At 63.9% G+C, this 26,097-nt stretch carries 24 protein-coding genes; 12 read left to right on the top strand and 12 right to left on the bottom strand.

Features of this window, described 5'->3' with window-relative positions; all coding sequences use genetic code 11:
• Positions 1 to 92 precede the first annotated feature (92 nt).
• Positions 93 to 1,865: an O-antigen ligase family protein gene (locus tag PBR20603_RS17030; RefSeq protein ID WP_150560681.1), complete on the top strand. Its 1,773-nt coding sequence runs from the start codon at positions 93 to 95 to the stop codon at positions 1,863 to 1,865.
• Between the two features lie 90 nt (positions 1,866 to 1,955).
• Here the strand turns inward: PBR20603_RS17030 and thiD are convergent, their stop codons facing one another.
• Positions 1,956 to 2,792, bottom strand: a complete 837-nt coding sequence (gene thiD, locus PBR20603_RS17025) for a bifunctional hydroxymethylpyrimidine kinase/phosphomethylpyrimidine kinase (protein WP_150560680.1) — start codon at positions 2,790 to 2,792, stop codon at positions 1,956 to 1,958.
• A gap of 214 nt (positions 2,793 to 3,006) precedes the next feature.
• Here thiD and PBR20603_RS17020 point away from each other — a divergent pair, with 214 nt between their 5' ends.
• The 7 genes from PBR20603_RS17020 to PBR20603_RS16990 all read left to right on the top strand — a co-directional run bounded on the left by PBR20603_RS17020 (position 3,007) and on the right by PBR20603_RS16990 (position 9,109).
• Entirely contained in the window at positions 3,007 to 3,177 is a 171-nt protein-coding gene (locus PBR20603_RS17020; protein WP_006400971.1) for a rubredoxin, read from the top strand.
• Positions 3,178 to 3,369: 192 nt separating this feature from the next.
• A complete protein-coding gene (locus tag PBR20603_RS17015; RefSeq protein ID WP_150560679.1) occupies positions 3,370 to 4,761 on the top strand; it encodes a hypothetical protein in 1,392 nt (463 codons plus the stop codon).
• Positions 4,762 to 4,937: 176 nt separating this feature from the next.
• Entirely contained in the window at positions 4,938 to 5,507 is a 570-nt protein-coding gene (locus PBR20603_RS17010) for a YqgE/AlgH family protein (RefSeq protein WP_150560678.1), read from the top strand.
• Entirely contained in the window at positions 5,504 to 5,932 is a 429-nt protein-coding gene (gene ruvX, locus PBR20603_RS17005; RefSeq protein WP_150560677.1) for a Holliday junction resolvase RuvX, read from the top strand. Before PBR20603_RS17010 ends, ruvX begins: the two co-directional genes overlap by 4 nt.
• 77 nt (positions 5,933 to 6,009) lie before the next feature.
• Positions 6,010 to 6,987 (top strand): aspartate carbamoyltransferase catalytic subunit, encoded by a 978-nt coding sequence (locus PBR20603_RS17000; RefSeq protein ID WP_150560676.1) that lies wholly within the window; start codon positions 6,010 to 6,012, stop codon positions 6,985 to 6,987.
• Positions 6,988 to 6,994: 7 nt separating this feature from the next.
• Positions 6,995 to 8,263 (top strand): dihydroorotase, encoded by a 1,269-nt coding sequence (locus PBR20603_RS16995; RefSeq protein WP_150560675.1) that lies wholly within the window; start codon positions 6,995 to 6,997, stop codon positions 8,261 to 8,263.
• Positions 8,264 to 8,275: 12 nt separating this feature from the next.
• Positions 8,276 to 9,109, top strand: coding sequence for a lysophospholipid acyltransferase family protein (locus PBR20603_RS16990; protein ID WP_150560674.1), 834 nt, complete (start codon positions 8,276 to 8,278; stop codon positions 9,107 to 9,109).
• Positions 9,110 to 9,197: 88 nt separating this feature from the next.
• Here the strand turns inward: PBR20603_RS16990 and PBR20603_RS16985 are convergent, their stop codons facing one another.
• The 7 genes from PBR20603_RS16985 to PBR20603_RS16955 all read right to left on the bottom strand — a co-directional run bounded on the left by PBR20603_RS16985 (position 9,198) and on the right by PBR20603_RS16955 (position 17,249).
• Positions 9,198 to 10,211, bottom strand: a complete 1,014-nt coding sequence (locus tag PBR20603_RS16985) for a symmetrical bis(5'-nucleosyl)-tetraphosphatase (RefSeq protein ID WP_150560673.1) — start codon at positions 10,209 to 10,211, stop codon at positions 9,198 to 9,200.
• 94 nt (positions 10,212 to 10,305) lie between these two features.
• Positions 10,306 to 11,397 (bottom strand): MraY family glycosyltransferase, encoded by a 1,092-nt coding sequence (locus PBR20603_RS16980; RefSeq protein WP_150560672.1) that lies wholly within the window; start codon positions 11,395 to 11,397, stop codon positions 10,306 to 10,308.
• A 55-nt stretch (positions 11,398 to 11,452) separates the two neighbouring features.
• Entirely contained in the window at positions 11,453 to 12,550 is a 1,098-nt protein-coding gene (locus PBR20603_RS16975; protein WP_150560671.1) for an MraY family glycosyltransferase, read from the bottom strand.
• 65 nt (positions 12,551 to 12,615) lie between these two features.
• Positions 12,616 to 13,758: a glycosyltransferase family 4 protein gene (locus PBR20603_RS16970; protein ID WP_150560670.1), complete on the bottom strand. Its 1,143-nt coding sequence runs from the start codon at positions 13,756 to 13,758 to the stop codon at positions 12,616 to 12,618.
• Between the two features lie 5 nt (positions 13,759 to 13,763).
• On the bottom strand, positions 13,764 to 14,894 hold the full coding sequence (locus tag PBR20603_RS16965; RefSeq protein ID WP_150560669.1) for a glycosyltransferase: 1,131 nt from the start codon (positions 14,892 to 14,894) through the stop codon (positions 13,764 to 13,766).
• Positions 14,891 to 16,027, bottom strand: coding sequence for a glycosyltransferase family 4 protein (locus tag PBR20603_RS16960; RefSeq protein WP_150560668.1), 1,137 nt, complete (start codon positions 16,025 to 16,027; stop codon positions 14,891 to 14,893). The genes PBR20603_RS16965 and PBR20603_RS16960 overlap by 4 nt, the downstream gene beginning before the upstream one ends.
• Before the next feature lie 4 nt (positions 16,028 to 16,031).
• A complete protein-coding gene (locus PBR20603_RS16955) occupies positions 16,032 to 17,249 on the bottom strand; it encodes an oligosaccharide flippase family protein (protein ID WP_150560667.1) in 1,218 nt (405 codons plus the stop codon).
• Between the two features lie 351 nt (positions 17,250 to 17,600).
• Here PBR20603_RS16955 and PBR20603_RS16950 point away from each other — a divergent pair, with 351 nt between their 5' ends.
• The 4 genes from PBR20603_RS16950 (at position 17,601) to waaA (ending at position 22,404) form a co-directional block, all read left to right on the top strand.
• Positions 17,601 to 18,998: a phosphomannomutase/phosphoglucomutase gene (locus PBR20603_RS16950; RefSeq protein ID WP_150560666.1), complete on the top strand. Its 1,398-nt coding sequence runs from the start codon at positions 17,601 to 17,603 to the stop codon at positions 18,996 to 18,998.
• Between the two features lie 233 nt (positions 18,999 to 19,231).
• Positions 19,232 to 20,200: a lipopolysaccharide heptosyltransferase I gene (gene waaC / locus PBR20603_RS16945; RefSeq protein ID WP_246174787.1), complete on the top strand. Its 969-nt coding sequence runs from the start codon at positions 19,232 to 19,234 to the stop codon at positions 20,198 to 20,200.
• Complete coding sequence (kdoO, locus tag PBR20603_RS16940) at positions 20,197 to 21,093, top strand: Kdo hydroxylase KdoO (protein ID WP_150560664.1); 897 nt, start codon at positions 20,197 to 20,199, stop codon at positions 21,091 to 21,093. The genes waaC and kdoO overlap by 4 nt, the downstream gene beginning before the upstream one ends.
• Positions 21,094 to 21,096: 3 nt before the next feature.
• Positions 21,097 to 22,404, top strand: a complete 1,308-nt coding sequence (waaA, locus tag PBR20603_RS16935; protein ID WP_150560723.1) for a lipid IV(A) 3-deoxy-D-manno-octulosonic acid transferase — start codon at positions 21,097 to 21,099, stop codon at positions 22,402 to 22,404.
• Between the two features lie 143 nt (positions 22,405 to 22,547).
• On the opposite strand, the gene PBR20603_RS16930 is transcribed toward waaA, so the two are convergent.
• The 4 genes from PBR20603_RS16930 to PBR20603_RS16915 all read right to left on the bottom strand — a co-directional run bounded on the left by PBR20603_RS16930 (position 22,548) and on the right by PBR20603_RS16915 (position 26,009).
• Positions 22,548 to 24,074, bottom strand: coding sequence for a TolC family outer membrane protein (locus PBR20603_RS16930; protein ID WP_150560663.1), 1,527 nt, complete (start codon positions 24,072 to 24,074; stop codon positions 22,548 to 22,550).
• 9 nt (positions 24,075 to 24,083) lie between these two features.
• The gene (locus PBR20603_RS16925) at positions 24,084 to 24,407 is read right to left on the bottom strand and encodes a rhodanese-like domain-containing protein (RefSeq protein WP_150560662.1); all 324 of its coding nucleotides are present in this window, start codon (positions 24,405 to 24,407) and stop codon (positions 24,084 to 24,086) included.
• A gap of 147 nt (positions 24,408 to 24,554) precedes the next feature.
• Positions 24,555 to 25,223, bottom strand: a complete 669-nt coding sequence (locus PBR20603_RS16920; RefSeq protein ID WP_150560661.1) for a protein-L-isoaspartate O-methyltransferase family protein — start codon at positions 25,221 to 25,223, stop codon at positions 24,555 to 24,557.
• Between the two features lie 117 nt (positions 25,224 to 25,340).
• Positions 25,341 to 26,009: a TetR/AcrR family transcriptional regulator gene (locus PBR20603_RS16915; RefSeq protein WP_150560660.1), complete on the bottom strand. Its 669-nt coding sequence runs from the start codon at positions 26,007 to 26,009 to the stop codon at positions 25,341 to 25,343.
• Between the last annotated feature and the right edge of the window lie 88 nt (positions 26,010 to 26,097).

Below are 26,097 nucleotides of genomic sequence, written 5' to 3'. Positions count from 1 at the left end.
GCCCCCGGGGCGGCCATTTTTCGTTATGCTTGCGCATCTTCCAACCGGTGCATTGCACGGCGGCGATTTTGTTTCCTCCTCTGCTTCTTTCGATGATCGGGCTCACGGTAGCGCTGATCTGGGCCTTGCCCTATAACCTCGTCAAGCACACCTACCCGATTTCCACGTTCTATTCGGAAGCGCTGACGTTTTCGCTCTTCGGTCTGCTCGGCGTGCTCGCGATGATCGCCGTATGGCAACGCGACGGGCGGGTGCTGCGCATGCCGCGCGTCACCTGGATGCCGCTGGCATTCGTGGCGGTCATCCTCGTGCAACGCGCCACGATGCCGACCGAGCTGCCGCAACTGATGATGACGGCGTTGCTCTACGGCGTGGCGATGATTGTGGCGGTGAATGCCGGCTTCTGGCTCGCGCAACTCGGCTGGCGCAACGTTCTCATGCGATGCAGCGCCGTGGCGCTCACACTTGGCGGCCTTTACGCGGTTGGCGCGCAGGTTTTGCAGGCGTTTCATCTGGAAGGCAATGTGCCCTGGCTGGTGGCCAAGTATTCCGTGACGGCCGCACGGCGTCTGTTCGGCAATATGTACCAGCCGAATCACCTGGCGACGTATTTGTCGCTCGCCAGTGCGGGGGCCTTCTATCTCTGGTATCAACGCAAGCTGCCCGCGTGGCTCTGGCTGCCCGTGTGCGCCGCGTTCGATATCGGTATTTGTCTGACCGGATCGCGTACCCCGTGGCTGCAATTGGCGCTGCTGTCGGCGTTCGGTTTGTGGCTCGTGTGGATGGAGCGCGCCGAGCCGACGCGCAACATGCGCCGGTCAATGCGATGGTTCGTGCCGCTCGCGATCCTGCCGTTGCTCGCGCTGATGACGATGTTCGTCGGCTGGGCAAACGTGGCCTGGGGATTGCAGCTCGACGGCAGCGCTGTGGCCCGCATGCAGCAGGCGGGGCAGGTGACGGGACGCCTGAACCTGTGGGAGTACGGTGTCGCTATCTTCCGTGAACATTGGGTGTTCGGGGCCGGGTGGTCGAACTATATCGACGCGCAGTTTGCATTGGTCGACACGCTCGGTCCGGTCGAGATGGCTGACAACGCCCATAACGTGTTGCTCGACCTGCTCGCAAAGACTGGCCTCATTGGCACGTTGGTGGTACTGGTGCCGCTGGCGTTCTGGTTCGTGCGCGCCGTGCGCGGTATCAAGACGCCGCCGATCGCGCTGGCATTCATTCTGCTCGGCATGCTTGCCGTGCACGCCATGCTTGAGTACCCGCAGCACTATGCGTTTTTCCTGCTGCCCGCCTTGTTCCTGCTTGGATTTTGCGAGACGAAACAGATCGATAGCGTATCGTCGACAGCGACCGGCGCCATCAATGGGGTGATTCTGCTGTTTGCGTGTGTGGCGATTCCCTGGCTTTACCACGACTATCAGCGTGTCGAGGTGGCATATCGCGCTGGCAAGATCGACATGTATCGCACCGATCCGGCGCTTTTCTTTGCGCCGTACGGTGACTACGCGGTCACGGGGGCATTGTTCCTGAGTCGCGATCAGCTCGACGAGAAGCTGGCGGCGCATCGCGAAGCGCTGGCGCTCGGGGCCGGGCCGACGATGATCAAGCGTTACATTGTGCTGTTGGCCATCGCAGGGCGCGACGATGAAGCGTTGGAAGACATTCGCCGTCTGAAGAACTACAACTCGGCGATTTTCGAAGGGCAGTACGCCTCACTTGTCCGCATGTTGCGGGCACAGGGCGATGACCTGGCTCCCTTCGTCAAGCGCGTCATCGAGATCTGGGGGCGACCGAAGGGGGATGCGGACGACGATGCGATGGTGTCTCCGCAAGGGAAAGCGCGCCAACTGTCGTGACGGCATGGATGGCGTGCTGACACCGCCCGTAAAAACAAACGCCCGCGACATTCGCGGGCGTTGTGCTTTCCGGTATCTCCCATCGATGGCTCAGGCTTCGGGCGGTGCGCCTTCCTGATCGTTCTCTTCGCTGCGGGCCCAGAAGAACCGGTCGGGGAAATGGCGTCCCATGCCGGGGCGGAAGGCATTTTCCAGCACCTGCTGCAAATATTCCTGTGCCTCGCGCACCGCCTCGGGCACGGCAAGGCCGTTGGCGAGCATCGCGGTGACGGCAGCCGCCAGTGTGTCGATGGCGCCAGCCACATTGTGGGGAGGACGGTCCCAGGCGTCTTCGCGGATGATGCCGCCGTCGGCGTAGAGCGTGTGCGTGAATTGCGGGGCGTTGCTGTCGCTCACCAGAACGAACTCGCAACCGTTCTCCAGCAGGATGGAGACCGCTTCGTCGAGCGAAAGGTTCTCGTTCTCGGTGACGGTCTGCGCCAGTGCAACGGCGCTGGCCGGGCTCACGACGAGCACACTGGCCTGCGGCACGAGAAGGCTGGCCGTGGCCTCGCGCAACTCGTCTGCGGAGAGCAGATGCTCGCCTGCCAGCCCGAAATCGGGCGCCACCACCAGCGGTGTCTCGTCGTAATCGGCCACGATCTCGGCAATCGCCGCGACGTTTTCGGCGTTGACGGCGCTCCCGACCTTGAAGGCGGCTACCGGCATGTCCTCCAGCAGCATGCGCGCCTGGTCGGCGATCCAGTCCGGATCGATCGGTTGGACATCATCGCAAGCGCGTGAGTCCTGGGAGGAGTAGCCGGTGAGTACCGATACGCCGTAGCCGCCCATGCTGGCGAAGGTCAGCAGGTCGGCCTGAACGCCGGTTGCCGAAGTGGGATCGGAGAGCCCGAAGGTCAGAAGAATGGGAGGGGATTCAGTGTGCATGGAAGCAGGATAGACGGCGATCTGGTCAGGCCTTGGGTTCGTTGGTACCATCACGCCTTAAATGCCCGTTTCGGAGCGCTGAAAAGCGCCGTGGGCAGCACCTGTCGGGACAATGCACCGGCAGGGTTCCCACACCACCGCACGACATCTCTGCCGGCGGGACCCGAAGCGGTTGACAAGCCATTGTAACGGAACGCTCGTCGCTGAAGAAAGAATGGAATACAAGAGCTGGATGTGCCTCATTTGCGGTTGGATTTACGACGAAGAGGCAGGTTTGCCCGACGAGGGCATCGCCCCCGGCACGCGCTGGGAAGACGTGCCCATCAACTGGACCTGCCCCGAGTGCGGCGCGCGCAAGGAAGATTTCGAGATGGTGCAGATCTGAGGATGGGCGGCTCGGCCGCCTGTTTTCCGCGATCCCCGCGCGTTTGCCGCGTTCTCCGATATCGCCGAGCGCCGTGAAGCCGTCTGCACGGCACGGCGCTCGACGATCCGCCCGGCCGTTGGCTGGACCGGTGACGCAGCGGACTTCCCGCCCGCATTTACGAAGACCGGCCGCACGGCCAGGAGATGGCCTATGGTGACGCCGCAAACGCCTTCCGACACCACCATCAACACCCCCGGAACCCCCACGCGCGAGATGCGTGATACGACCCCCTTGTGGCGTCTGCCCGAGGTGGCGGAAGCGCTGACCGAAGCGTCCGACGCCTGGTCAAACGGCCCTGCGGCAGCGCTTGGGCCGTTGCGACGGGCCAATCGGCTGCTCCAGTCGAGCGGTCACGCCGATTGGGCGCTGCACGGCGAACGCCTTGTTCAGGCCATTGCCGAGGCGGCGTATGGGCAGCCGGGCAGTCAGGACGCCCAGCGCAACGCGCTGCGCCAGTTCGAACGCGACATCTGGCAGGCGGGGGCGACTCCCGTGGCGGCGCCTGCCGCCGCCGACGCCGGCGTTGCGTTCGAGAACTGGTCCGGGGCACCCTCGCCGGGCGAGCTGCGGATGGCAGGATGGGTGGTCGCACACCCGCGCCTGCACGGGCTACCTGCTGGCACGGCACCCTTGCGCGCGGACGTTGAGCGAGTTCTGTTGCGCCTGTTGCGCCCCGATGCGGACGCAACCGACACCACGGCGGCGCTGGGGCAACTGGCCGATCTCGCGGCGGATCTGCACCGTGCCGGGGCGACGGCGCCACTCGATTACTGGCGTCTGGCCGCGGCGTGGCTGCGGTTTGCCCGAGCCCCGCTGAGTCTGGCCGACAAACGCCAGATTGGGCGGATGAATCTGGCCTTGCGCAAGCAATTGACCCGTCCCAGTGGGCCGCAGCAGGCTCAGGACGCTTCCGCGACGACTGCGTCTGCAACGGCAGGCGCCGGTGGAAAGGGCGCCAATGAAGCGGTGCCTGGTCATGATTTGCTCGAAACCCTTGCGACATGGCATGCGCAGGCCCCGGATAGCTGGCTCGGCACGCTGCTGGCCGATTTCGGCGTGCTGCGCCGACCCGGCCATCTGCCCGAGCCGTTGGCCGATGCCGCTCAAGCTGCGCAAAAGCAGGGCGCAGGCAGCAGTTCGCGCGACTGGTTGCGCATCGGCCCGTTGGCGGTGCGTCAGGACGTTTGCCAGACCTTCCTCAGCCTGGCCGATGAGGCGCTTCCGAATTTGAACGATCCTGCGGTGGCGGCGAAGGTCGCGGAATACTCCGCCGCCATCGGACTGGCGCCCGTTGCACGGCTCGCGGCGGCGGTGGCCGCGACGGGTGAGCGTCTCGCGGTTTCGCCGCCAGCGGAGCCAGGCGGTCCGGCGGCGCTCGCGATGACCGTCAAGGCGTTGCGCGGCATGCTTCACCAGTTCGCCGCCGACACGTATCCCGAATCACGGCCCGACCTGATTGCCGACATGGCAATGTGGCGCGAGCGCGCGCTGGATGCCAGTGTGTTCGGGCAGCGGCTCGTCACCGGGCGCGACGTTCCGTGATAAAGTCGGCGCAAAGGTCGCCTTTGGCGGCCGATGGCCGTACCACGATGCGGAAAAGTTCGTCCGCTGACCGGCCGCAGGCAGGTGCTGCGAGCCCGCCCGAGGTCAATGTCCTCGCTGCGGCGTGCGGCACCGGGCGGCAGACCGTCAAACAGGTTCCGATAAACTTTGGCCCTATGCCGAACGACCGTATCAATCTCACGAATCAGTTCCTCATCGCCATGCCGGGCATGGCCGATCCGACGTTTTCCGGCACCGTCGTGTACCTGTGCGAGCACAGCGAGAAAGGCGCGATCGGGCTGGTCATCAACCGTCCTACCGACATCGATCTGCAGTCGCTCTTCGAGCGTCTCGATCTGAAGCTGGAAATCGATCCTCTGGCGCATCAGCCGGTGTTCTTCGGCGGTCCGGTGCAGACCGAGCGCGGCTTTGTGCTGCATGAGTCGACCGGCACACCGTACAGCTCGTCGCTGTCGGTGCCGGGTGGTCTCGAGATGACGACATCGAAAGACGTACTCGAAGCCGTGGCCAACGGTCAGGGGCCGAGCCGTTTCCTGCTGACGCTCGGACACTCGGGGTGGAGCGCGGGGCAACTGGAAGACGAGATCGGCCGCAACGGCTGGCTGACCGTTGCCGCCGACCCGGGCATCGTGTTCGACGTACCGCCGGCAGAACGCTTCGATGCGGCGCTGGCCCTGCTGGGCGTGACGTCGTCTATGCTTTCCGCTGACGCAGGTCACGCATGACGGCAGGCAGTGCCACGGTACTCGCCTTCGATTACGGCGAGCGCCGGATCGGTGTGGCGATCGGCAATCTCCTGTTGCGCGAAGCCCGCGCACTCACCGTTCTTGCCAACCTGAACCGCGAAGTCCGGTTCGCCGAGACCGGCAAGCTCATTGCCGAGTGGCAACCGGAACTCATCGTCGTCGGGCTGCCGTGCCATCCTGACGGCACGCCCCACGCGATGACGCAGCAAGCCAAGCGCTTCGGAAATCAACTCAACGGGCGATTCGACGTGCCGGTGGTGTGGGTCGACGAACGTTACTCGTCGGTTGCTGCCGCGGCGTCGCTGGCTGAGGCGGGTGTCAAGGTCTCGCAAAAGACATCGCTCGATGCCGAAGCCGCCCGCATCATCCTCCAGCAGTACTTCGACGAGCATGTGCCTGCCTGACCTCCGGACCGGCATTACGCCTGACAGTCTTCTGCGCGACGCCACACAACGTCACGCCGGCAAGGAATCCCCCCAGTATGGCTAACGGAATCCTCGGCCGACGCGGCCACCCCCAACTCAACCGTAACGGTGAACTCAAGCATTTGCTGACGGTAGAGGGGTTGCCGCGTGCTGTGCTGACGCACATTCTCGACACCGCCACGCAGTTCGTTAGCGTGAACGATGCCGACGTCAAGAAGGTGCCGCTGCTGAGCGGCAAGTCAGTCTTCAATCTCTTCTTCGAGAATTCGACGCGTACGCGAACGACGTTTGAAATCGCGGCGGCCCGCCTGTCGGCCGATGTGCTGAATCTGAATATCAACGCGTCGTCAACGAGCCAGGGCGAAACGTTGCTCGATACCATTGGCAATCTGTCGGCGATGCACGCGGACCTGTTCGTCGTGCGTCACGCCCAGTCGGGGGCGCCGTATCTGATTGCCGAGCATTGTGCGCCGCATGTGCATGTCATCAACGCTGGCGACGGGCGTCACGCGCACCCCACGCAGGGCTTGCTCGACATGTACACGATTCGCCATCACAAGGGCGAATTTCAGAACCTGACGGTCGCAATCGTCGGCGACATTCTGCATTCGCGCGTGGCGCGTTCGGACATTCACGCGCTCACGACGCTCGGCGTGCCGGAAGTGCGCGCCATCGGTCCGCGAACCCTCCTGCCCACGGGGCTGGAGCAACTCGGCGTGCGTGTGTTTCACGACATGAACGAAGGGCTCCGCGACGTCGACGTGATCATCATGTTGCGTTTGCAGAACGAGCGGATGAACGGTGCGTTGCTGCCGTCCGCCGCCGAGTACTTCAAGTATTACGGCCTGACGCCGGAGCGTCTGGCGTTGGCCAGGCCCGATGCCATCGTCATGCATCCTGGTCCGATGAACCGCGGCGTGGAGATCGATTCGGCGGTCGCAGACGGCCCGCAGTCGGTCATTCTCGAACAAGTGTCGTTCGGCATTGCCGTGCGCATGGCGGTGATGAGCATCGTCGCCGCAAACCACGGGTAAGCGCACCATGAAACTGCATTTGAAGGGTGGTCGCGTCATTGATCCCGCGACCCGAACCGACCAGGTTCAGGACGTCTTCATCGCCGAAGGAAAAATCGCTGCGCTGGGCGCGGTGCCTGGCGACTTTACGGCCGAGCGCACTGTTGACGCGACGGGGTTGGCGATCATGCCGGGGCTCGTCGATCTGGCCGCGCGCCGCATGACGGCGTCCAGCGAAGCGGCCGCAGCGCTCGCGGGCGGCGTGACGCGCGTGGTTTGTCCCCCCGATACCGACCCTGTGCTGGACGAGCCCGATCTTGTCGAGATGCTGCAATTGCGCGCCAGCGCCACGCATCTTGCGCAGGTACACCCCTTGGGTGCGCTGACGGTCGGCCTCGCGGGCCGCGAACTCACGGAAATGGCGCAGTTGACGCAGGCGGGTTGCATCGGGCTTTCGCAGGCCAATGCGCCGATGCCCGATAACCGCACGTTGTTGCGCGCGCTCCAATACGCAGGCACGTTCGGGCTGACGGTATGGTTGCGTGCGCAAGATACCGCACTGGCGGCGGGCGGGGTGGCTGCCAGCGGGGCCGTTGCCTCGCGTCTTGGCCTGGCGGGTATTCCGGTGGCCGCCGAGACGATCGCACTCCACACGTTTCTCGAACTCGTTCGCGTTACGGGCACGCGGGTGCATCTGTGCCGTTTGTCGTCTGCCGCAGGGCTGGCGCTGGTGCGAGCCGCAAAGGCAGAAGGGTTGCCGGTCACGTGCGACGTCGCCGCACACCATCTCCATCTGACCGACATGGATATCGGTTATTTTGATGCCCAGTACCGGCTCGATCCGCCGCTGCGGGGTCAACGGGACCGTGAGGCCATGCGAGAGGCGGCACGGGACGGCACGATTGACGCCATCTGCTCGGACCATACACCGCTCGCTGCCGATGCGCGTCTGGTGCCGTTTGCGCAAGCTGTGCCGGGCGCGAGCGGACTGGAACTGCTCCTGTCGCTGGTCCTGAAATGGGCCGACGAGTCGCGCGTGCCGCTGGTCGATGCGTTGGCACGTGTGACGCACGGGCCGGCACAGCGCCTCGTAGCGGTAGCGCCGGGCGCAGGCCGTCTCGCGCCGGGGCAGCCGGCCGATGTTTGCGTGTTCGCACCGTCGGCGCACTGGACGGTTGGCGCGCAGACGTTGCGCAGCGCCGGCCACAACACCCCGTTCCTGGGATACGAATTGCCGGGTCGCGTACGTTTCACGCTGGTCGGTGGCCGCGTGGCGCACGAAACCCTCGCCGTTTAGGATGCGATTGCCGTGTTGTTAATCAAAAAAATTCGTCTCGGCCTGCACCTCTTGCGCGGCCTGCTGACTGCGTTGCTGTTCTTCCCGTTTCTGTCCGAGGCGGCGAAGCATCGTCGCATTCGTGCGTGGTCGCAGAAGTTGCTCAAGCTGTGCGGCATGCGTCTCGAGGTCGAGCAGCATGCCGCGTTGCCCAACAGCGGCGTGATGCTGCTGTGCAATCACGTGTCGTGGATCGATATCTTCGCGATCAATGCGTGGCAACCGGTGCGCTTCGTCGCGAAGGCAGAGATTCGCCATTGGCCGTTGGTCGGTTGGCTGTGTGTGCAGACGCGCACGATCTTCCTGCAACGAGAGCGCCGTGCCGATGCGCGCCGGATCATGCATTACCTGTCCGATTGTCTGCGCGACGGCGACATCATCACGGTTTTCCCTGAGGGCACGACTACGGATGGCCGTAGTCTGTTGCCGTTTCACGCCAACCTGCTGCAAGCGCCGGTGAGTACCGGTAAGCCCGTGCAGCCGCTCTGCCTGTTCTATACCGATGCCGCGAGCGGACGACATACGATGGCACCGGCATACATTGGCGAGATGAGTCTGATCGAGTCCATCGACATGATTCTGCGTGCACCTCCCATGACGGTGCGCCTGTCGATCGGCGAACCCCAGTCTCCGCAGGAAGGGCAACATCGGCGCGAATTCGCACTCGGTGCGCAGAAGGCCGTTGGCGATGCGTTACAGCGATTCTTGCCTGAGGCGGTGCTGCCGCAAAGCGGCTCGGTCGGCTCGCGTGATTCGGTAGTGTTGGGCGACGAGGAAGGCGATGGGGCGCAGGCGGTTCAGGTCTGACGCGAGTGACGTATACCGGCATGAAAAACGGCGCCAGTAAGGCGCCGTTTTCGTTTGACCTGGAGATGGCGGTGAGCGCGGTCCGTCTTCAAGCGCTTTTGCGCTTTGTTTCCTTGTCGATCTTGTCGACCCGCTGAATCTTATCGGCTTTCGCGGGTTTATCGGCCTTGTCGAGCTTGCGCGCGCCCTTGCCGAGCTTCTCGGCTTTCGCGGCCTTGATGGCGTCTTCGGCCTTATCGGCCTTTTTCATCTTGCCGCGCTTCTTACTGTCCGCGAACGCAAACGGATCGCGAATCTGCGGGCAATCGATCTGAATCAGATCGCGCCCGGCGAGTGAACTGGCGAGCTTCACCGCCGTCAATTGGCCGCCCCAGACGCAGCCCGTGTCGAGTCCGAGCACATTCTCGCGCATCACCAGACCGAGTGCTGACCAGTGACCGAACACCACCGTGACGTCGGTCGTGCGACGGCCCGGCGCGTCGAACCAGGGCTTCAGTTCGGTCGTGGCCGCATCGGCGCCTTCTTTGATCTTGAAGTCGATGCGTCCGTCGGCCGTGCAAAAGCGCATACGGGTGAGTGCGTTGATCGTGAGACGCTGACGGTCCTCGTCGCTCAGCCCCTCTTGCCACTGATCGGGCTGATTGCCGAACATGCGCGAGAGGAACGTCTTCCAGTTTGGGCCACGCAATTGCGTCTCTACGTCGCGGGCGAGCGTGATGACCTGGGTGGCGTCCCATTGCGGCAGCACACCGGCATGCACCATCAGATGGCCATGCGCGAGGTGTGCGAGCGGCAGATGGCGAACCCAGTCGATGAGGGCATCGCGGTCGGGCGCGTTGAGAATGTCGTCGATGGTGTCGCTGCCGTGGGCCTGACGCACACCTGCGGCCACGGCCAGCAAATGCAGATCGTGATTGCCGAGGATGGCCGTCGCGCGGTGGCCCAGCGCGATAACCTGACGCAGCGTGTCGAGCGAACGCGGACCACGGTTGACGAGGTCGCCGGCCAGCCAGAGATCCGCATCCTGAGGCAGGCGTGCGAGCAGTTGTTCAAACGACGTTTGGCAACCTTGCAGGTCGCCGATGGCATAGATGTCACGCATCGCGTAGGTGGCGCTGTCTTGTCTTGTTGTCCCGATCCGGAGGGATGTCGCGTGCTGAGGCTATACACCTTCGGCGCATCGCCCCCGGGGTCGTTCATTTTTTGTAGATCAGCCAGCGTGGCGCCTTGAAGCGAACGATGCGCAGGTACAGCCAGACGTACGTCACCATGAAGGCGACGCAGCACAACGCCAGCACCAGACTATGTCGCCAGAAAACCGTCGCCGGGATCACTGCCAGCAAGCATAGCAGCCAAAGGTACGGTGACGTCAAGGAGTTGCGCTGCGTCAGTGCGCTCGCCGTGCGCGAGCCTGCGGCCCAGCGCATCAACCGCTTGTAGACGAGCATGTGCAGATGCACGCCATCGGGAATGCCGGGCGAGATGCCGCGCACGAAGCGTTTGCGATAGATGGAGAAGCAGACTTCGAAGGCGGGGTAAATCACCATGAGGGCGGGATACCACGGCGAGACCTGCGGGTTGCGCATGACCAGCAACACGGCGATTTCGGCCAGCATGAAGCCGAGGAAGTAGGCCCCGCCGTCCCCCAGGAAAATCAGTCCGCCTGGGAAATTGAAGATGAAGAACCCGAGGATGGCGCCCACCATGATCATCGACGTGGTCAGCACGACGGGGTCCTGGACTTGAAATCCCACATAACCGAGCGAGGCGAACATGATCGTCGCGACCATGGCTGCGAGCCCGTTGAAGCCGTCGATGATATTGACCGCGTTGGCCATGCCGGCAACACACAGCACCGTAAGCGGTACCGACACAATGGCGAGCATCAGCGCCCGGTCGACAAAGCCGATGTCGATGCGGGTGATGTGGATATCGAGCATGAACCATGCCAGCAATGCCGCGAACATCGTGCAGACGAGGCGCACCGTCGGCGTCACCCTTTTGGTCACATCCTCGATGAAGCCGGAAAGGAAAGCCGGCAGGCCGCAGGCGATGAGCAGCAGAATGTCGCGCGACACCTTGGGATAAGAGACGCCGAGCGCCGTGGCGGCCACGAGCAGGCCCGCGAGGATGCCGACGCCGCCGATGCGCGGCACCGGGCGCACGTGAAACTTCTGTACCCCGGCGACATCGCTATCGCCGGAGAAGCGTGAGTGAACGTGCGCGTAGCGGACGATCAACAGCGTCGCGACAAACGACACGACGAGGGCGATGGCAAGACTCAGCATGATGCGGTGCGATAGTCGCTGACGCGGCTATCGAAGAGATGATTTGGAACGTGGCTTACTTTTTCTTAAAAACTATCCAGCGCGGCGAACGGAATCGTACGATGCGCTGATACAACCAGACGTACACCACGATGAACATGAGACAACAAGTCGCCAGCAAGCCGCTGTGTCGCCAGAAGATCGTTGCCGGGACTACGGCCGATAGACACAGCACCCAAAGATATGGCGAGGTCATCGAATTGCGGCGAGCCAATTGTGCCGCAATTTTTGAACCGACGGCCCAACGCAATACGCGCTTGTAGATGAGCATATGCAGATGAACGCCGTCAGGCATGCTGGGCGAGACACCCCGCACGAAACGCCGCCGGTAAATCGAAAAGCAAACTTCAAAAATCGGGTAAATCAGCATGAGCGCCGGATACCAGGGAGAAACCATCGGGTTTCGCATTACCAGAAGTATGGCGAGTTCCGCCAGCATGAATCCGATGAAGTAGGCGCCACCATCTCCGAGGAAGATCAGTCCGTTCGGATAATTCAAAATAAAAAAACCGAGAACGGCACCGACCATAATCATTGCCGCAGAAAGGACAACGCTATCACCTACCTGAAAAGCGACATAGCCGAGCGACATGAACATGAAGATACTGACCATCGCGGCGAGTCCATTGAAGCCATCGATGATATTGATGGCATTCGTCATGGCCGCCGTACAAACAACGGTCAGCACGACGGAAATCAACGGAATTGCGAGAAGACTGTCAATCGGGGCAATATCGATGCGGTTGATATGGATGCCCAGCACCCAATAGGCCACGAGTGCGGAAGCCATCGCGCAGAGCAAACGGGCACGCGGTGATACCCGTTTGGTGATGTCCTCAATGAAACCGCTCAGAAACACCGGGGCAGCGCAGGCGGTCAGCATCAGGATCTCGCCGAGCCGTCCACCGCGGTAGTTAAACGTCGCGAACGTTGCCGCAACGAGCAGACCGAGCATAATCCCCAATCCGCCAATTCGAGGCACAGGATGGGCGTGAACCTTCTGAACCCCTTTCGTATCGCTATCGCTGGAAAAACGCGCGTGCACATGGGCATACCGCACGATAAGCAGCGTAGTGACGAATGAAACCACCAATGCCAATGTCAGGTTCAGCATAGTACGGACAAGTTAATCGCGTTGCTTAGTTCTTATAGGCGAATGGTGTTCTCGCAAGAACCCGGTTAAACGTGGGTCGGGTGTCGCGGGGCCCCCCTATTGACCTCGCCAAGTATTCTGAAATACTCGGCGATCACCAATCGCTCGTCGAAATTGTGCGCTACTTTAGCACGCCCAGCCCGCCCAACCGCCGCAAGATCAAGGGGGGACATGCTTGCCACATGCTTCATTTGCGTGCTCAATGCCGTTGCGTTCTGCGCGGGTACGACCCATCCAGTGACACCCTCGCTCACCACTTCGCGACAACCCTGAACGTCGGTGGTGATCACGGGGCGCCCCATGGCGCTCGCCTCGAGCAACGTCCGGGACAAGCCTTCCCGGTAGGACGGCAGCACGATGCAGTGTGCTTGGGCGATAAAGGGGCGCACTTCCTGCGTCACGCCCAGGTACTCGATGAGACCTTCCCGCTCCCATGCGGCGACCTGCTCCCTTGAGATCGCGGTCGGATTTTCGACGTCGGCGGGCCCCAGCAACTGGAATCGAACGTGCGGCATCGACGCCTTGAGCGCGCGCGCCGCATCCACGAACTCCAGCACGCCTTTGTCACGCAATAGCCGCGCAATCAGCAGAAAGCGGAACGTCCCGTCGTCTGCCGGCCACGGGGCGAGGGCGAAATGATCGAGATTCACCCCTTCCCCGGGAAGCAGGCGCGCTTTGCGCATATCGACCAGTTCGCCGCTGACCATGGCATCGAAGTCCGATTCATTGAGCAGCCAGTTCTCCAGCGTGTGCCGGAACGCGTACCGGTACAACAGGCGTACGACGTGTGTAATCAGCGACTTGTTGATGAACACGGTGCCCAGGCCGGTCGTGATGGATACCGACGGAATGCCCGCCCAATGGGCCGCTACGGCGCCGTAGATGTTCGGCTTGATCGTGTAGTGGAAGCAGACCGCCGGACGAATACGCCGGTACAGACGGAACAGGCGCATCGTCAGCGCAATGTCCTGAAGCGGATTCTGGCCTTTCGACGCCATCGGCATGATATGGACGGTACAGCCCATTTCGCGCAGTAACGGCGAGTAGTCGTCATCGGGGGCGACGACATGGACCGGATGGCCGTCAGCGAGCAGTGCGCGGATCGGACCGCCACGAAAGTTGTGGATCGACCAGAAAGAGTTCGAACAGAAGAGAACGGGTGCTTGCATCGGATTCAGTGGGCTGCGGCTCGCGCCGCAGCCAGTCGGGCATAGGTCTCAAGCCATCGGCTGACGACAGCATCGAGAGAGTAATTGGCGACGATGCGCTCGCGATTGGCCATGCCGGCCGCGTGGCGCACGCTCGCGTCGGCGCGCAAGCAGCAAGTCAGGGCTTCGCCAAGCGCCTGCGCATCGCCTACGGGCACCAGCGTATTGTCCGGCCCGGTGCCGACCAGCTCGCGCACGCCCCCGCAATCGGTCGACACAATAGGCAAGCCGCTGGCCATTGCCTCGCCGATCACGAGCGGTAATCCTTCCCAGGCCGACGACATCGCGTACACATCCGCCGCACACATCCATTGCGCAATGTCGTTGCGACGCCCGAGCAACGTGACGGCATTGGAAAGTCCACGGGTGTCGACGAGCGCCTGCACCGAGGCCCGCAATGGCCCGTCGCCCGCGATAAACAGGCGCGCGCCGGGTAATTCTCGTCGCACGTGCGAGAACGCGTCGATCAGCGTCGGGTAGTCCTTCGCTTCGACCATCCGGCCGGCGGCGAAGACGATGGGCGTCGTGCCGGACGCCGTTGCCAGCGCGGCGGCGCGCCACCGCGAACGCGATGGCGCGTCGGGATGGTAGCGCGTCGTATCGATGCCGTTGGGCATGCTCGCGATGCGTGCCGCAGGGGCGGCGCGTTGCGCGACGAACGCAGCCACGGCGTCGTCGCTGACGTTGGTCGTCAAGTCCGTCCATCGGTCGGTCAGCCGGTAGGCCAGCATCCGCAGACGTCCGCCTTCATTACGGCTGTGGGCGCTCGTCACAAGCACCGGCATTGACACAAACCAGCGTGCCACACGGGCGAGCAGATTGGCATGCACCATGTGGGCGTGCACGACATCCGGCTGCCATGCACGCAAATGCGAGACGAGCCGCCGCAACGCGCACACGAGCGACCACGGCGTCTTGCCCGCCCTCAGTTCGATGAGCGTGAGCCGTGGCGATTCGGGCAGATCGATGGCGCAATTCCCGGTCAGGGAAATCAGATTGACATCATGACCGCGTGCGAGAAACCCCCGGGCGAGATCGGCGACTTGGGTCTCTGCGCCGCCCAACTGCAGACCGGTGACGAACAGGACGATCCTCATCGCTCGCCCTCCGGCGTTGACTTCCCATCGGTCCAAAGCGCTTCCCAGCGCGCGGCGATGGTATCGGGCCGGAAGTCTTGCGCGTGGGCGTAGCCCGCCATCCCGAGTCTGCGTCGCAGCGAGGCGTCGCCAATCAGCCGGGAGAGTGCGCCAGCCAGCGCCTCGCGGTCGCCGTCGTTCACGACGAGGCTGTCGACCTCGTCGTTCAGCAGTGCGCGCGGGCCGGCGTCGGCGGCGTAGGCCACCACGGGCACTGCGTAAGCCTTCGCTTCGATCAGCACCAGCCCGAAGCTCTCGCGTCGCGACGCGAGGCAATAGATCGCTGCCCGCGCGTAGTGCTGCGCGATGTCCGCCACGGCGGGCAGTACCTCGACGCTCTCGCCGACCCCCGCGTCGCGTGCCTGCGTGCGCAGGGCGTCGCGCAGCGGTCCGTCGCCTACGATGCGCACGTGCCAACCGGGGGCGTCATGGGCGATGCGCGCCCATGCCTCGATCAGCCGGTCGAAGCCTTTCTCCGGGATGAGGCGTCCGACGGCAAGAATGCAGCCCTCGTCACTGTGCGCCGGCAGCGTGTCGGGGATCGCGATGCCGAGTGGATTGGGCAGCGTGACGAACTTTGCGCGAGCGTGCGGATGATGCGTCTGCCATGCGATGCGGTCGGCATCTGTCAAGACAACGACGGCGTCGTACCTGCGTGCTGCCAGCGCACGCGCCCACCGGCGTGCGCGTCGTCCGAGGTCGCTGGCGTAAGTGCTGTGCTCCCAGGCGATGCGTCGCAGCGGCAGGCCGAGCGTGGCGGGCACCGTGTAAAGGGCGAGCATCGGATCGACGTCGATCATCACATCGATGGCGTGCTCGCGAACGTAACGGCGCACCTGCCGCACGATGGATAAATAGTGATGCTTGAAGGCCATGCGCTCGGCGAATAGCGCGTGATGCGCCACTCCCGGGGCCAACGGGAATACAGGGGTGTGGCCCCACAGCGAGAGCACATGCACGCGGTGCCCACGTGCCGCGAGCGCATTCGCCAGGGTGGCCGTGGCGCGCTCGGCACCGGCGAACGCTGCGAGCGTGCCCGTGAACAGGCAGACGGTGCGCGGGGCAGCGGAATTCAGGGCGTGAGTTTGCGTCATCGCTTCAGTCCCGTCGAAGCAGCCAGACGCCCAGCACCAGCGCGGCCGCATAGCCGGCTCCGAAGCCGAGGGCTCCGGCGAGCGCACCGAGGTGTGGCGCGAGGCCGCGAACGACAACGAAGGCCACGACGGCGGCACACAGCCATTTCGCGATGACCCAACGCCCGGCGCCGCGACGGATCAGCGTCAGGTTCAGGGCGGCATCGGCGAACACGAGAATCCCCATGAGGGCCGACACGCGCAGAATCTGCGCCGACTCCGTGAACGCTGCGCCGTAAATCAGGTGCACGATCCAGGGTGCCAGCAGCGCGATCGGAACGGCAAGACTGGCGCCCGCGGCCACCATGAGCCACACCGCCCGCACAGTGTTGCGCCTCGCGGTGGCGTTGTCGGCCGTTTGGAAGATCAGTTGCGGCGCGAGCGAATTCGCGATGATCGGCGCGACGAGCACGAAGTTTTCCGTGATTTGCATGGCCGCGGCGTAGGCACCCAGCTCCGAGAGCGGAATGAGCGGCTTGAGCACAAGCTGGTCGATGCGCTTGAAGAGAATCATGAGCATCAGCCCGCCCCAGAACGTCATGCCGCTGGTGAGAAGGTCCAGCAACAGCTTGCGTTGCCAGATGACCGGTGTCTTGGGCGAATGCTTCAGGTAATAGCGCGCGAGCAGTGTGGCGGCTACGATGGCCTCGACGGCATAAACGACGGCAAACGAAGCAACACCCGCATGTGTCGCGAACAGCATCGCCACGAGCGCGAGCTTCACCCCCAGCCCGCAGAGGTTGGCCGTTACACTCGGGCGGTTGAACGTGCGTGCTTGCAGCCATGCGATCACGATGCCGAACGGCTCGCGGAACCAGAGCGCCACGCCGAGCCAGAGGGTGACGGCCAGCAGGTCGGACTCCGCGAAGCCGATGAGGTAAATGGTGAGAATCGTATAAGCGACGGCGGCGGCGGCCAGTCGCAACACGAAGGCGTGCGCGATCACTGTGCGTTGATCGGCCTCGGGCTTGCCGACCAGACGCGGCACCACGACCTCGCTGCCGCACAGCAGTGTGAGGGAGGCGGCGAGAAACACGAGCGATTGCGCGTACTGAAACAGGCCGAACTGGGCGGCGCCCAGACTACGAGCCAGGAGACCGGAGACGGCGATGCCGCCGGCGATTTGCGCGCCGCGCTCGGTCAGCATCCAGAGGATGTTGCGAATGATGGTGCGATAGGGCATGTGGCGCTCGCGCGGCTCACTCGTTCTCAAGATAAGCAAAACCGGCCTTGTGAGGCCGGTGCGGGTGGACTTCACGCGCTTGTCACGTCGTGCGGCTAGGGAGGCAGGCCATGACTGACAAGGGTTTCGGGACGTGCCGCAGTGCGGCGAAGTCCCGTATAATTTTAACGTAATGCAGCCGCTCCCGGCCGGGCTTCCTGCCGGGATTTGACGTTTGCGGCGCGGCCGCCGCGTGCTTCGCGGCCAAGGCGCTCGCAACTTCCGGCCCGTCGCGGGGCCGGGCAGGCAACCGGCCAGGCCCACCCGCTTCGGATGCTCATTTCTCCCCTCGTTTCCGAGAGACGCTTTCCCATGACGCAAACCACGCAAGTTTCGCCTGCGATTTTCAAGGCATATGACATTCGCGGCATCGTCGGCAAGACGCTGGATGCCAACGTTGCGAACCTGATCGGCCGTGCATTCGGCACGGCGCTGCGTCGCGAGGGCGGCAATGCCGTCGTCGTCGGCCGCGATGGCCGTCTGTCCGGCCCCGAGCTTGTCGGCGCACTCTCCGACGGCCTGCGCGCCGCAGGCGTCGATGTGGTCGATATCGGCGTCGTTGTCACGCCGATGGTGTATTTCGCAACGAACGTCACACTGCACGGCCGGATTGTCGATTCCGGCATCATGGTCACGGGCAGCCACAACCCGCCCGACTACAACGGTTTCAAGATGGTGCTGCGCGGCCGCGCGATCTATGGCGACGCGATCCAGGGTCTGGCGAAGCTGATCGAACAGCAGGATTTCGAAACGGGGCAGGGCACGTACACGGCCGACGAGATCGGTGAGTCGTACCGCGCGCGCATCGCGGGCGACGTGCATCTGGCGCGTCCGATGAAGATTGCAGTGGATTGCGGCAACGGTGTGGCGGGTGCTTACGCCCCGGCGCTGTTCCATTCGCTGGGCTGCGATGTCATCGAATTGTTCTGCGACGTGGACGGCACGTTCCCGAACCATCACCCGGACCCGGCACACCCCGAGAACCTGCAGGATCTGATCAAGACACTGCAGACGACCGATGCAGAAATCGGCCTGGCGTTCGATGGCGACGGCGACCGTCTCGGCGTGGTCACCAAGGATGGTCAGATCATTTATCCGGATCGTCAGTTGATGCTCTTCGCGGCCGAGGTGCTGAGCCGCAATCCGGGCGAGAAGATCATCTACGACGTGAAGTGCACGCGTAATCTCGCAGACTGGGTGCGTGAGCATGGCGGCGAGCCACTGATGTGGAAGACGGGGCACTCGCTGGTCAAGGCCAAGCTCAAGGAAACGGGCGCACCGCTTGCGGGCGAGATGAGCGGTCACGTGTTCTTCAAGGATCGCTGGTACGGTTTCGACGATGGCCTGTACACGGGCGCGCGTCTGCTCGAAATCCTGTCGAAGGTGGCCGATCCGAGCGCAGTGCTCAACGCGTTGCCCAATTCGATTTCGACGCCTGAGCTACAGATCCCGCTGGCCGAAGGCGAGAACTTCGCGCTGATCGACAAGCTGCGCGAAACCGCCAAGTTCGACGGTGCGCAGGACATCATCAAGATCGACGGCGTGCGTGTCGAGTATCCGGACGGTTTCGGTCTGGCCCGTTCGTCGAACACCACGCCGGTCGTCGTGCTGCGCTTCGAGGCCGACAGCGAAGCGGCAATCAAGCATATTCAGGACGACTTCCGCCGCGCCATTCTGGCGGTCAAGCCCGACGCGAAGCTGCCGTTCTGACGCCAGGCCGGGGGGACCCCGGCCGATGGGGCTCCCCCTGGCGCAAGCGCCCGATGGCGGGCGCAAGGCAGGGGGAGGGAGCCGTGGCGAGATCCTTGGCGTTTACGGTGTCCAGCGGGCCGTGTCGGGAGTAAAATCGCGGTTTTGCTCACGAGGCCCGGCCGAACCGCCGGAGCGTTCGGTTGCAGGTTCTGATCGTCAAAGTCTCGTCGCTCGGCGACGTCGTCCATAACATGCCCGTGGTGCAGGACATCCTGCGCCAGTACCCCGACGCCCAGATCGACTGGGTCGTGGAAGAGGGTTTCGTCGACCTCGTCAAACTCGTGCGCGGTGTGCGCCGGGTCATTCCCTTCGCCCTGCGCCGCTGGCGCAAGAAGCCGCTCGCGGCGCGCACGTGGCAGGAAGTCGGTGCGTTTCGCCGCGCGCTGCGCGAAACCCCCTACGATTACGTGATCGACACTCAAGGCCTGGTCAAGACCGGCTGGATTGCGCGCACGGCGCGTGGCGCCGTGTGGGGACTGGGCAACCGGACCGAGGGGGCCAGCTACGAGTGGCCGGTGCGTTATCTGTATCGTCACATGGTGCGCATTGAGCCGCATACCCACGTGGTGACGCGTTCACGCTTGCTGGTCGCCGAGGCGCTGGGTTTCAAGGTGCCCGGCGAGATCGACTTCGGCATTGCCACCGAGCGGGCGGATCACAGCCAGTGCCCGGACCGTCCGTACGCGGTGTTCGTGCATGCGACCTCGCGCGAGGACAAGAGCTGGCCCGAAGACGACTGGATTGCGCTGGGCCGGGATCTGGCGTCGCGGGGGTTGCGGATCGTCTTGCCGTGGGGCAGCGCAGCCGAGCATGAGGTTTCGCTGCGGCTGGCTGCGGCCTTGGGGAACGACGCCTGGGTGCCGCCAAAGCTGAATCTGTCGCAGGTCGTCGGCCTCATCGATCGCGGTGCGATCACCGTGGGGGTGGACACCGGTTTGGTACATATTGCCGCAGCGCTGAACCGCCCCACCATCGAGCTATACAATTTCAGCACCGCGTGGCGCACCGGTGGATTCTGGTCGCCGTGCATCATCAATCTAGGCGACGCCGAACATAAGCCAACGCTCGCGCAAGTGCGCGACGCCGTGCGCCAGCTCGCACCGTCGCTGCCGCCTGCGATGCGTGGCGACGCCGCGTCCGGGGAGGACCGAAGCGCATGAGCCAAACGCAAGAAAGCAACCAGATCGTTACCGTCGAATCCGGCAACTGGCAGGGAAGCCAACTGTCGATACCGCGCGAGACGCTGGTGGCCGATGTCGAGGCGGGCAAGGTGCTCTACTTCCCGCATCTGGCTTTTGCCATCGATGCCGGGGAACAGCGTCTGCTCGATCCGTCGATTGCCGATCCGAAGCGCAAGAACATCAGCCTCGATCCCAAGACCGACGTGCTCGTGGGCGTAGCCGCCGATGACGCCACGCAGCGTGCCGTCCATGCGTTGGTCAAGCGCTATTACACGCAGGCATGCAGTCTGATCGACGGTTTGCTGCCCGAGTATCGCGGCAAGTTGCGCGCGGCACCTACGAGCTTGCGTCTGCATCAGGTCGAAACGCGCCAGACGTCGTGGCGCAAGGACGACAGCCGCCTGCATGTCGATGCCTTCCCGTCGCGCCCGAACTACGGCGAGCGCATTCTGCGCGTGTTCACCAACATCAATCCGGCGGGCCAGCCACGCGTCTGGCGCGTGGGTGAGCCGTTCGAGGCCGTGGCCAGGCGCTTCCTGCCTAAAGTGCCGATGCAATGGCCGGGCTCCGCATGGTTGCAAAACGCCGTGGGTATCACCAAGCGCCCGCGCAGCGGCTACGACCACATCATGCTGCACCTGCATGACGGCATGAAAGCCGACATGGGCTACCAGCGCGACGCCGATCAGCAGACCATGCCATTCCCGCCGGGCAGCGTGTGGGTCTGCTTTTCGGATCAGACTTCTCACGCCGTGATGTCGGGGCAGTTCATGATGGAGCAGACATTCTTCCTGCCCGCCGAAGCGATGGTGCACCCCGAGTGCTCGCCGCTGGCGGTATTGCAACGCCTCACGCAACGCGCGCTCATCTGAATGTTGCTGCGTCTCGTCTATCGCGCGCTCTGGTGGATCGTTGCACCGTTGGCCGTCATTCGCCTGTGGTGGCGCGGCCGGTTCGAGCCCGGGTATCGCCGTCACATCGGGGAACGCTTCGGGTTTTACGATGCTCCGCCATACACCGGCCGTCCGCTGATCTGGGTACATGCCGTCTCCGTTGGGGAGACGCGCGCCGCGCAGCCGTTGATTGACGCGCTGCTGGCGCGTTACCCGTCTCACGGCATTTTGCTCACGCACATGACGCCCACCGGGCGTGCCACGGGCGAAAACCTGTTCGGCGATCGTGTGCTGCGCTGTTATCTGCCTTACGACATGGTCGGTCCGATCCGGCGATTCCTGAAGCAATGGCGACCGAGCGTCGGCGTGGTGATGGAGACGGAAGTCTGGCCGAACCTGATCTTCACCTGCCGTGAAAGCGGTGTGCCATTGGTGCTGACCAATGCGCGCATGTCGGCACGTTCGTTCCGGCGTGCCGCCCGCTTTGGCGAGGCGGCCAAGCCGGTCTTCGGCGGCTTCAGCCGCGTGTTCGCGCAGAGCGATGCCGATGCCGAGCGGCTTCGCATGCTGGGGGCGCACGACGTCGACGTGATGGGCAATCTCAAATTCGACATGACGCCGCCGTCTGCACTGCTCGCGCGGGGTGCGCGTTGGCACGAGCGCTTCGGCGAGCGCAAGGTCTGGCTCGCGGCGAGCACGCGCGATGGCGAGGAAGCGCTGGTGCTTCAGGCGCGTGCGATGCTCGCCGCAGCCTCGGATGTGGGGCGGCGTTCGTTGCTGGTGCTTGTGCCGCGTCATCCGCAGCGCTTCGATGAGGTCGCGGCGATGCTGGAGAAGGTGCGGCTCAACTACGTTCGCCGCAGTGCCTGGCCCGACGACGACACGCCGCTGCCTGCCGATGTCGACGTGGTTCTTGGCGATTCGATGGGCGAGATGGCGGCATATTTCTCTGCGGCCGATGTCGCGTTCATCGGCGGGAGTCTGCTGCCACTGGGCGGTCAGAACCTGATCGAGGCTTGTGCGGCGGGCACGCCGGTCGTCTTCGGCCCTCACATGTTCAACTTCACGCAGGCTAGCGAGAACGCCCTGTCGGCGGGCGCGGCATTGCGTGTCAGCGATGCGGGCGAACTCGCCACGGCGCTGGCCGATCTGCTGCTCAACGACGACCGCCGGCTTGCGATGCGCACTGCGGCGCTGCTGTTCGCGAAACAGCATCAAGGGGCGACGGCGCGCACTGTTGCGGCGTTGGGCCGTTGGCTCGACACGGGTGTCGTTGTCGCGCAAGACTGACCTCGCCGCGGCACCGAACGCTGTCTGCACGTTGAAAACAAAATGCCTCGCATGCCGAACTGGCCATACGAGGCATTTTGCTATGCGCTTTCGTGTCCGCTCAACCGGCCCAAGCGGCTCTACCGGCTCAAGCGGCCGGGTGACTAACGCCGCATCGACGGTGCCGTGACGCCCGGTCGCACGCCACGCGCGGGCAACCCGGCTCCGGCGTCGGCCGGTGCGGCCTCACGAGCGCCTGCCATGGCTGCGGAAGCCTCGGGATTTTCCGTGAGCAACGCGTTGAGCAACTGCAAGTCCGTGTCGACGAGTGTGGCGGCGCTGGCTTTCAACTGAAGGCTCGAGAGCAGCGTGCTGTAGCGCGCCTTGGCGAGATCGCGTCGCGTGGTGAAGAGCTTGTCTTCGGCGTTGAGGACATCGGCGTTGATGCGAATGCCCACCTGATAGCCGAGCTTGTTCGACGCCACCGACGACTGCGCCGATTGCTCGGCCGCTTCGAGTGCCTTGACCTGCGCCAGCCCGCTCGACACGCCCAGATAGGACTGGCGAGCACTGAAAACGGCCAGCCGCCGCGCGTCATCCAGGTCGGTCATGGCTTTGTCTTCGAGGGCGAGCGTCTGGCGCAACTTGCTCTGCACGGCGCCGCCCGAGAAGATCGGAATGCTGATCTGAATGCCGATCTGCCCGGCGGAACTCGGTCCCGAGCCCGGACTTGACGGACTCGACATGGCCGACGACAGCAGGCTGTTGGCGTTGCCCACGTTCGAGTGCGCCCCGGCAGCGACCAGATCGACCGACGGCATATAGCCGGACTTGGCCTTCGACGTTTCACGCCGCGCGGTCTCGAGCGTAAGCGTTTGCAGTTGCACGCCGTAGTTGGCCTGCTCCGCCTGTGCGACCCAGTCCGCCACGTTGTTCGGCTGGGGCGACGGCAGTGTTGCGCCTGCGCGCAGCGTGGCGAGCGAACCGACGGGATGCCCGACGATTCGCGCGAAGGCGGCACGGCGGACATCGAGCGTGTTCTGTGCGGCGATTTCCTGCGCAGTGGCCTGATCGAAGCTGGCCTGCGCTTCGTTGGTGTCGACGATCGTGGCGTTACCGACTTCGAAATTCCGCTTGGCGGACGCGAGCTGTTCGGCGATAGCCTGCTTGTGCGTGCCGGCGAGCGCAAGGTCGTCCTGCGCGGCGAGCACGTCGAAGTAGGCGGTCGCCACGCGCAGAATCAGATCTTGTTCCGCTTGCGCGAACGATGCCTCGGCACTCGCGACCGTCAGCTTGCCTTGCTGATACGACTGCCAGCTATCCCAGTGGAAGATAGGTTGCGTGAGCGCAAGGCTGTAGCCGCTGCTGACGAACGTGTTCGACACGTTCCCCGAGCCGTAGTGCGTATTGACGGAGCCCCAGCGCGCGGAGACCTGCGGCAGGAGTGCGGCGCGGGCCTGCGGCAGCGCTTCGATGTTGGCGAGGTAGGCCGAGCGGGCGCTGGCGATCAGCGCGTCGCGGCTCTGGGCCTCGCTGTAAAGCTGGAGAAGATCGGTGGCGCCGGCGGGCGCGGCGTGAACCATGAGGGCCGCGAGCGTCGTCGCCATGACGAGGGCGCTCGCAGAGAGGGTGCGCAACGCAGGCGCACGCCTGGCCGCGCGCTCACGCGCGGCAAGCCTCGAAGGGCGCATGGCCCTGGCTCAGTAAGTCGGCATCGACGGATCGACCTGGCGAGCCCAGGCATCGATTCCGCCGTCCAGATTGAACAGCTGGGAGAAACCTTGTTGTTCCAGAAACATTGCGGCGCGTGCGCTGCGCATGCCGTGATGGCAGATGCACACGATGGGCGCATCGGCGTCGAGTTCCGTCAGACGGGCGGGCACGTCGCCGAGCGGCACGTTCTTGCTCTGGGCGATGTGGCAGGTCTGCACTTCCCAATCCTCACGCACGTCGAGAAGCGTGGGTTGGCTGCGGTCCCCGTCCGCGAGCCACTGGGCCAATTGCGCCGGTGTAATGTTTTGCATGATGTTCGTGTGTCGTATTGGTGGCGTCCGGTCCTCGTCGATTCCCACACGCATTTGCCCCCGCAAAGGGGCGCGGGACCGGTCCGCTCGCGGCATTCCGGGGCGCGTCGTCCGTGACCGGACGGCACGTCACCCCGGCAGCCGGGCTCAGAACTTGAAGCTCGACGGTTGCGGTGCAACCAGATAGGCCACTTGCGTCTCGAACAGGTTTTCGGCGCGGTACTCGGTCTCGGACATGCGCGTGATGAGCTTCGCTTCCATGACCGGGCTGCCGCCGATGAAAGCTGCCAGACGGCCACCGACCTTCAGTTGGTCGAGAAACGCTTGCGGCAGTTCGGCCAGGCCGCCGGAGATGGCGATCACGTCGTACGGTGCGGCGGCGCTCCAGCCTTGCGCGCCGTCGGCATTGATGACTTCCACGTTCGTCACGCCGTTGGCGCGCAGCGTCTGCTGGGCGGTCTGGGCGAGGTTGGCGTCGAATTCGATCGTCGTCACGTGATGCGCGTTGTAGGCGAGCAGGGCGGCCATGTAGCCCGAACCCGTGCCGATTTCGAGCACGTTCTCATTCTTCTTCGGCGCGAGCGCTTGCAGAATGCGCGCTTCGACGCGCGGGAACATCATGTGCTGGCTCTTGTCGGCGATGGCCGCGCCCGGCAGCGGCAGTTCAACGTCGGTGAAGGCGAGGGCGCGCTGGGCCGTCGGCACGAATTCCTCGCGCTTGACGAGCTTGAGCAGATTGAGCACCTCTTGATCGAGCACGTCCCAGGGACGGATTTGCTGCTCGATCATGTTAAAGCGGGCCTGTTCGTAATTCATCTCGGTTACCGTGGGTAGTAGGCAAACACAACCCGGCATTTTACCAGTTCCGGGCGGCAGTCATTATGACGCGTGAACTTTTGCCACACAGGCGGCGTAAGTGCGGCGCCTGCGTGGCTATGCGGCGGCGTTCGGCGTGACCGGTTGGGCGACCCGAAGCAGGTAAGCGCCACACATCGTCGCCATCTGATCGGCGATCTGTCCCGCCAGCGTTTCGTAGCAGGCACTGGCGGGCGCGCGGTTTTCGAGAATCGCCTTGAGGGGGCCGCTCATCGAGTTCAGGAACACGAAGGCGACCGTCTCAGGATCGTCGAAACGCGTGTCGTGCGCGGTTTTGAGCATGGTGACGACGGCCGTATGCATGCGCGTGGCCGCCCCGGCGAACACTTCGCGCCCATCCAGATCTTCCGAGAGCCGATACAACGCCTGCGCTTCTTCGATGTCCGACATCTTGGCGCCCACGTACGCCTCGGCGAGCGAGCGCGCCATCACTTCGAGCGGCTGCCCATGAGAGGCCGCACACGTTGCCTCCACGGTCTCGACGATCCGGTCGATATGCCGCCCGAGCACCGCGTAGAGCAAGACCTGCTTGTTCTGGAAGTACTGATACAGGGTCCCGACCGACACCCCCGCCCGCTCGGCGACGCGAGTCGTGGTCAACTGACGGCCGCCATCGAGCAGCAAAACCTGAAGCGCGGCTTCGAAAATGGCGTCGATGGTGACCCGCGAACGCGCCTGCTGCGGCGATTTACGGGGCGTTGCGGGGGCTTGGCTGTCCGGTTTCATATGCGAATGGAAAATCTGAAGGATTCTTCATAAACTCGATGCTAACAAATTTGCGCGCGCTCAGGCGCAGCACAACAGGGATTTCGAC

This window comes from Pandoraea bronchicola (genome assembly GCF_902459805.1).
In the GTDB taxonomy this organism is placed as follows: Bacteria; Pseudomonadota; Gammaproteobacteria; order Burkholderiales; family Burkholderiaceae; genus Pandoraea; species Pandoraea bronchicola.
The sequence above is the reverse complement of the archived record's forward strand: the minus strand, read 5'-3'. Positions and strand labels throughout refer to the sequence as shown.

Excerpts from the sequence above, each read along its gene's own strand:
- PBR20603_RS17030 (WP_150560681.1), top strand. The coding sequence starts at position 93 with ATGATCGGGCTCACGGTAGCGCTGATCTGGGCCTTGCCCTATAACCTC.
- thiD (WP_150560680.1), bottom strand. The coding sequence starts at position 2,792 with ATGCACACTGAATCCCCTCCCATTCTTCTGACCTTCGGGCTCTCCGAT.
- PBR20603_RS17020 (WP_006400971.1), top strand. The coding sequence starts at position 3,007 with ATGGAATACAAGAGCTGGATGTGCCTCATTTGCGGTTGGATTTACGAC.
- PBR20603_RS17015 (WP_150560679.1), top strand. The coding sequence starts at position 3,370 with ATGGTGACGCCGCAAACGCCTTCCGACACCACCATCAACACCCCCGGA.
- PBR20603_RS17010 (WP_150560678.1), top strand. The coding sequence starts at position 4,938 with ATGCCGAACGACCGTATCAATCTCACGAATCAGTTCCTCATCGCCATG.
- ruvX (WP_150560677.1), top strand. The coding sequence starts at position 5,504 with ATGACGGCAGGCAGTGCCACGGTACTCGCCTTCGATTACGGCGAGCGC.
- PBR20603_RS17000 (WP_150560676.1), top strand. The coding sequence starts at position 6,010 with ATGGCTAACGGAATCCTCGGCCGACGCGGCCACCCCCAACTCAACCGT.
- PBR20603_RS16995 (WP_150560675.1), top strand. The coding sequence starts at position 6,995 with ATGAAACTGCATTTGAAGGGTGGTCGCGTCATTGATCCCGCGACCCGA.
- PBR20603_RS16985 (WP_150560673.1), bottom strand. The coding sequence starts at position 10,211 with ATGCGTGACATCTATGCCATCGGCGACCTGCAAGGTTGCCAAACGTCG.
- PBR20603_RS16980 (WP_150560672.1), bottom strand. The coding sequence starts at position 11,397 with ATGCTGAGTCTTGCCATCGCCCTCGTCGTGTCGTTTGTCGCGACGCTG.
- PBR20603_RS16975 (WP_150560671.1), bottom strand. The coding sequence starts at position 12,550 with ATGCTGAACCTGACATTGGCATTGGTGGTTTCATTCGTCACTACGCTG.
- PBR20603_RS16970 (WP_150560670.1), bottom strand. The coding sequence starts at position 13,758 with ATGCAAGCACCCGTTCTCTTCTGTTCGAACTCTTTCTGGTCGATCCAC.
- PBR20603_RS16965 (WP_150560669.1), bottom strand. The coding sequence starts at position 14,894 with ATGAGGATCGTCCTGTTCGTCACCGGTCTGCAGTTGGGCGGCGCAGAG.
- PBR20603_RS16960 (WP_150560668.1), bottom strand. The coding sequence starts at position 16,027 with ATGACGCAAACTCACGCCCTGAATTCCGCTGCCCCGCGCACCGTCTGC.
- PBR20603_RS16955 (WP_150560667.1), bottom strand. The coding sequence starts at position 17,249 with ATGCCCTATCGCACCATCATTCGCAACATCCTCTGGATGCTGACCGAG.
- PBR20603_RS16950 (WP_150560666.1), top strand. The coding sequence starts at position 17,601 with ATGACGCAAACCACGCAAGTTTCGCCTGCGATTTTCAAGGCATATGAC.
- waaC (WP_246174787.1), top strand. The coding sequence starts at position 19,232 with ATGCCCGTGGTGCAGGACATCCTGCGCCAGTACCCCGACGCCCAGATC.
- kdoO (WP_150560664.1), top strand. The coding sequence starts at position 20,197 with ATGAGCCAAACGCAAGAAAGCAACCAGATCGTTACCGTCGAATCCGGC.
- PBR20603_RS16930 (WP_150560663.1), bottom strand. The coding sequence starts at position 24,074 with ATGCGCCCTTCGAGGCTTGCCGCGCGTGAGCGCGCGGCCAGGCGTGCG.
- PBR20603_RS16925 (WP_150560662.1), bottom strand. The coding sequence starts at position 24,407 with ATGCAAAACATTACACCGGCGCAATTGGCCCAGTGGCTCGCGGACGGG.
- PBR20603_RS16920 (WP_150560661.1), bottom strand. The coding sequence starts at position 25,223 with ATGAATTACGAACAGGCCCGCTTTAACATGATCGAGCAGCAAATCCGT.
- PBR20603_RS16915 (WP_150560660.1), bottom strand. The coding sequence starts at position 26,009 with ATGAAACCGGACAGCCAAGCCCCCGCAACGCCCCGTAAATCGCCGCAG.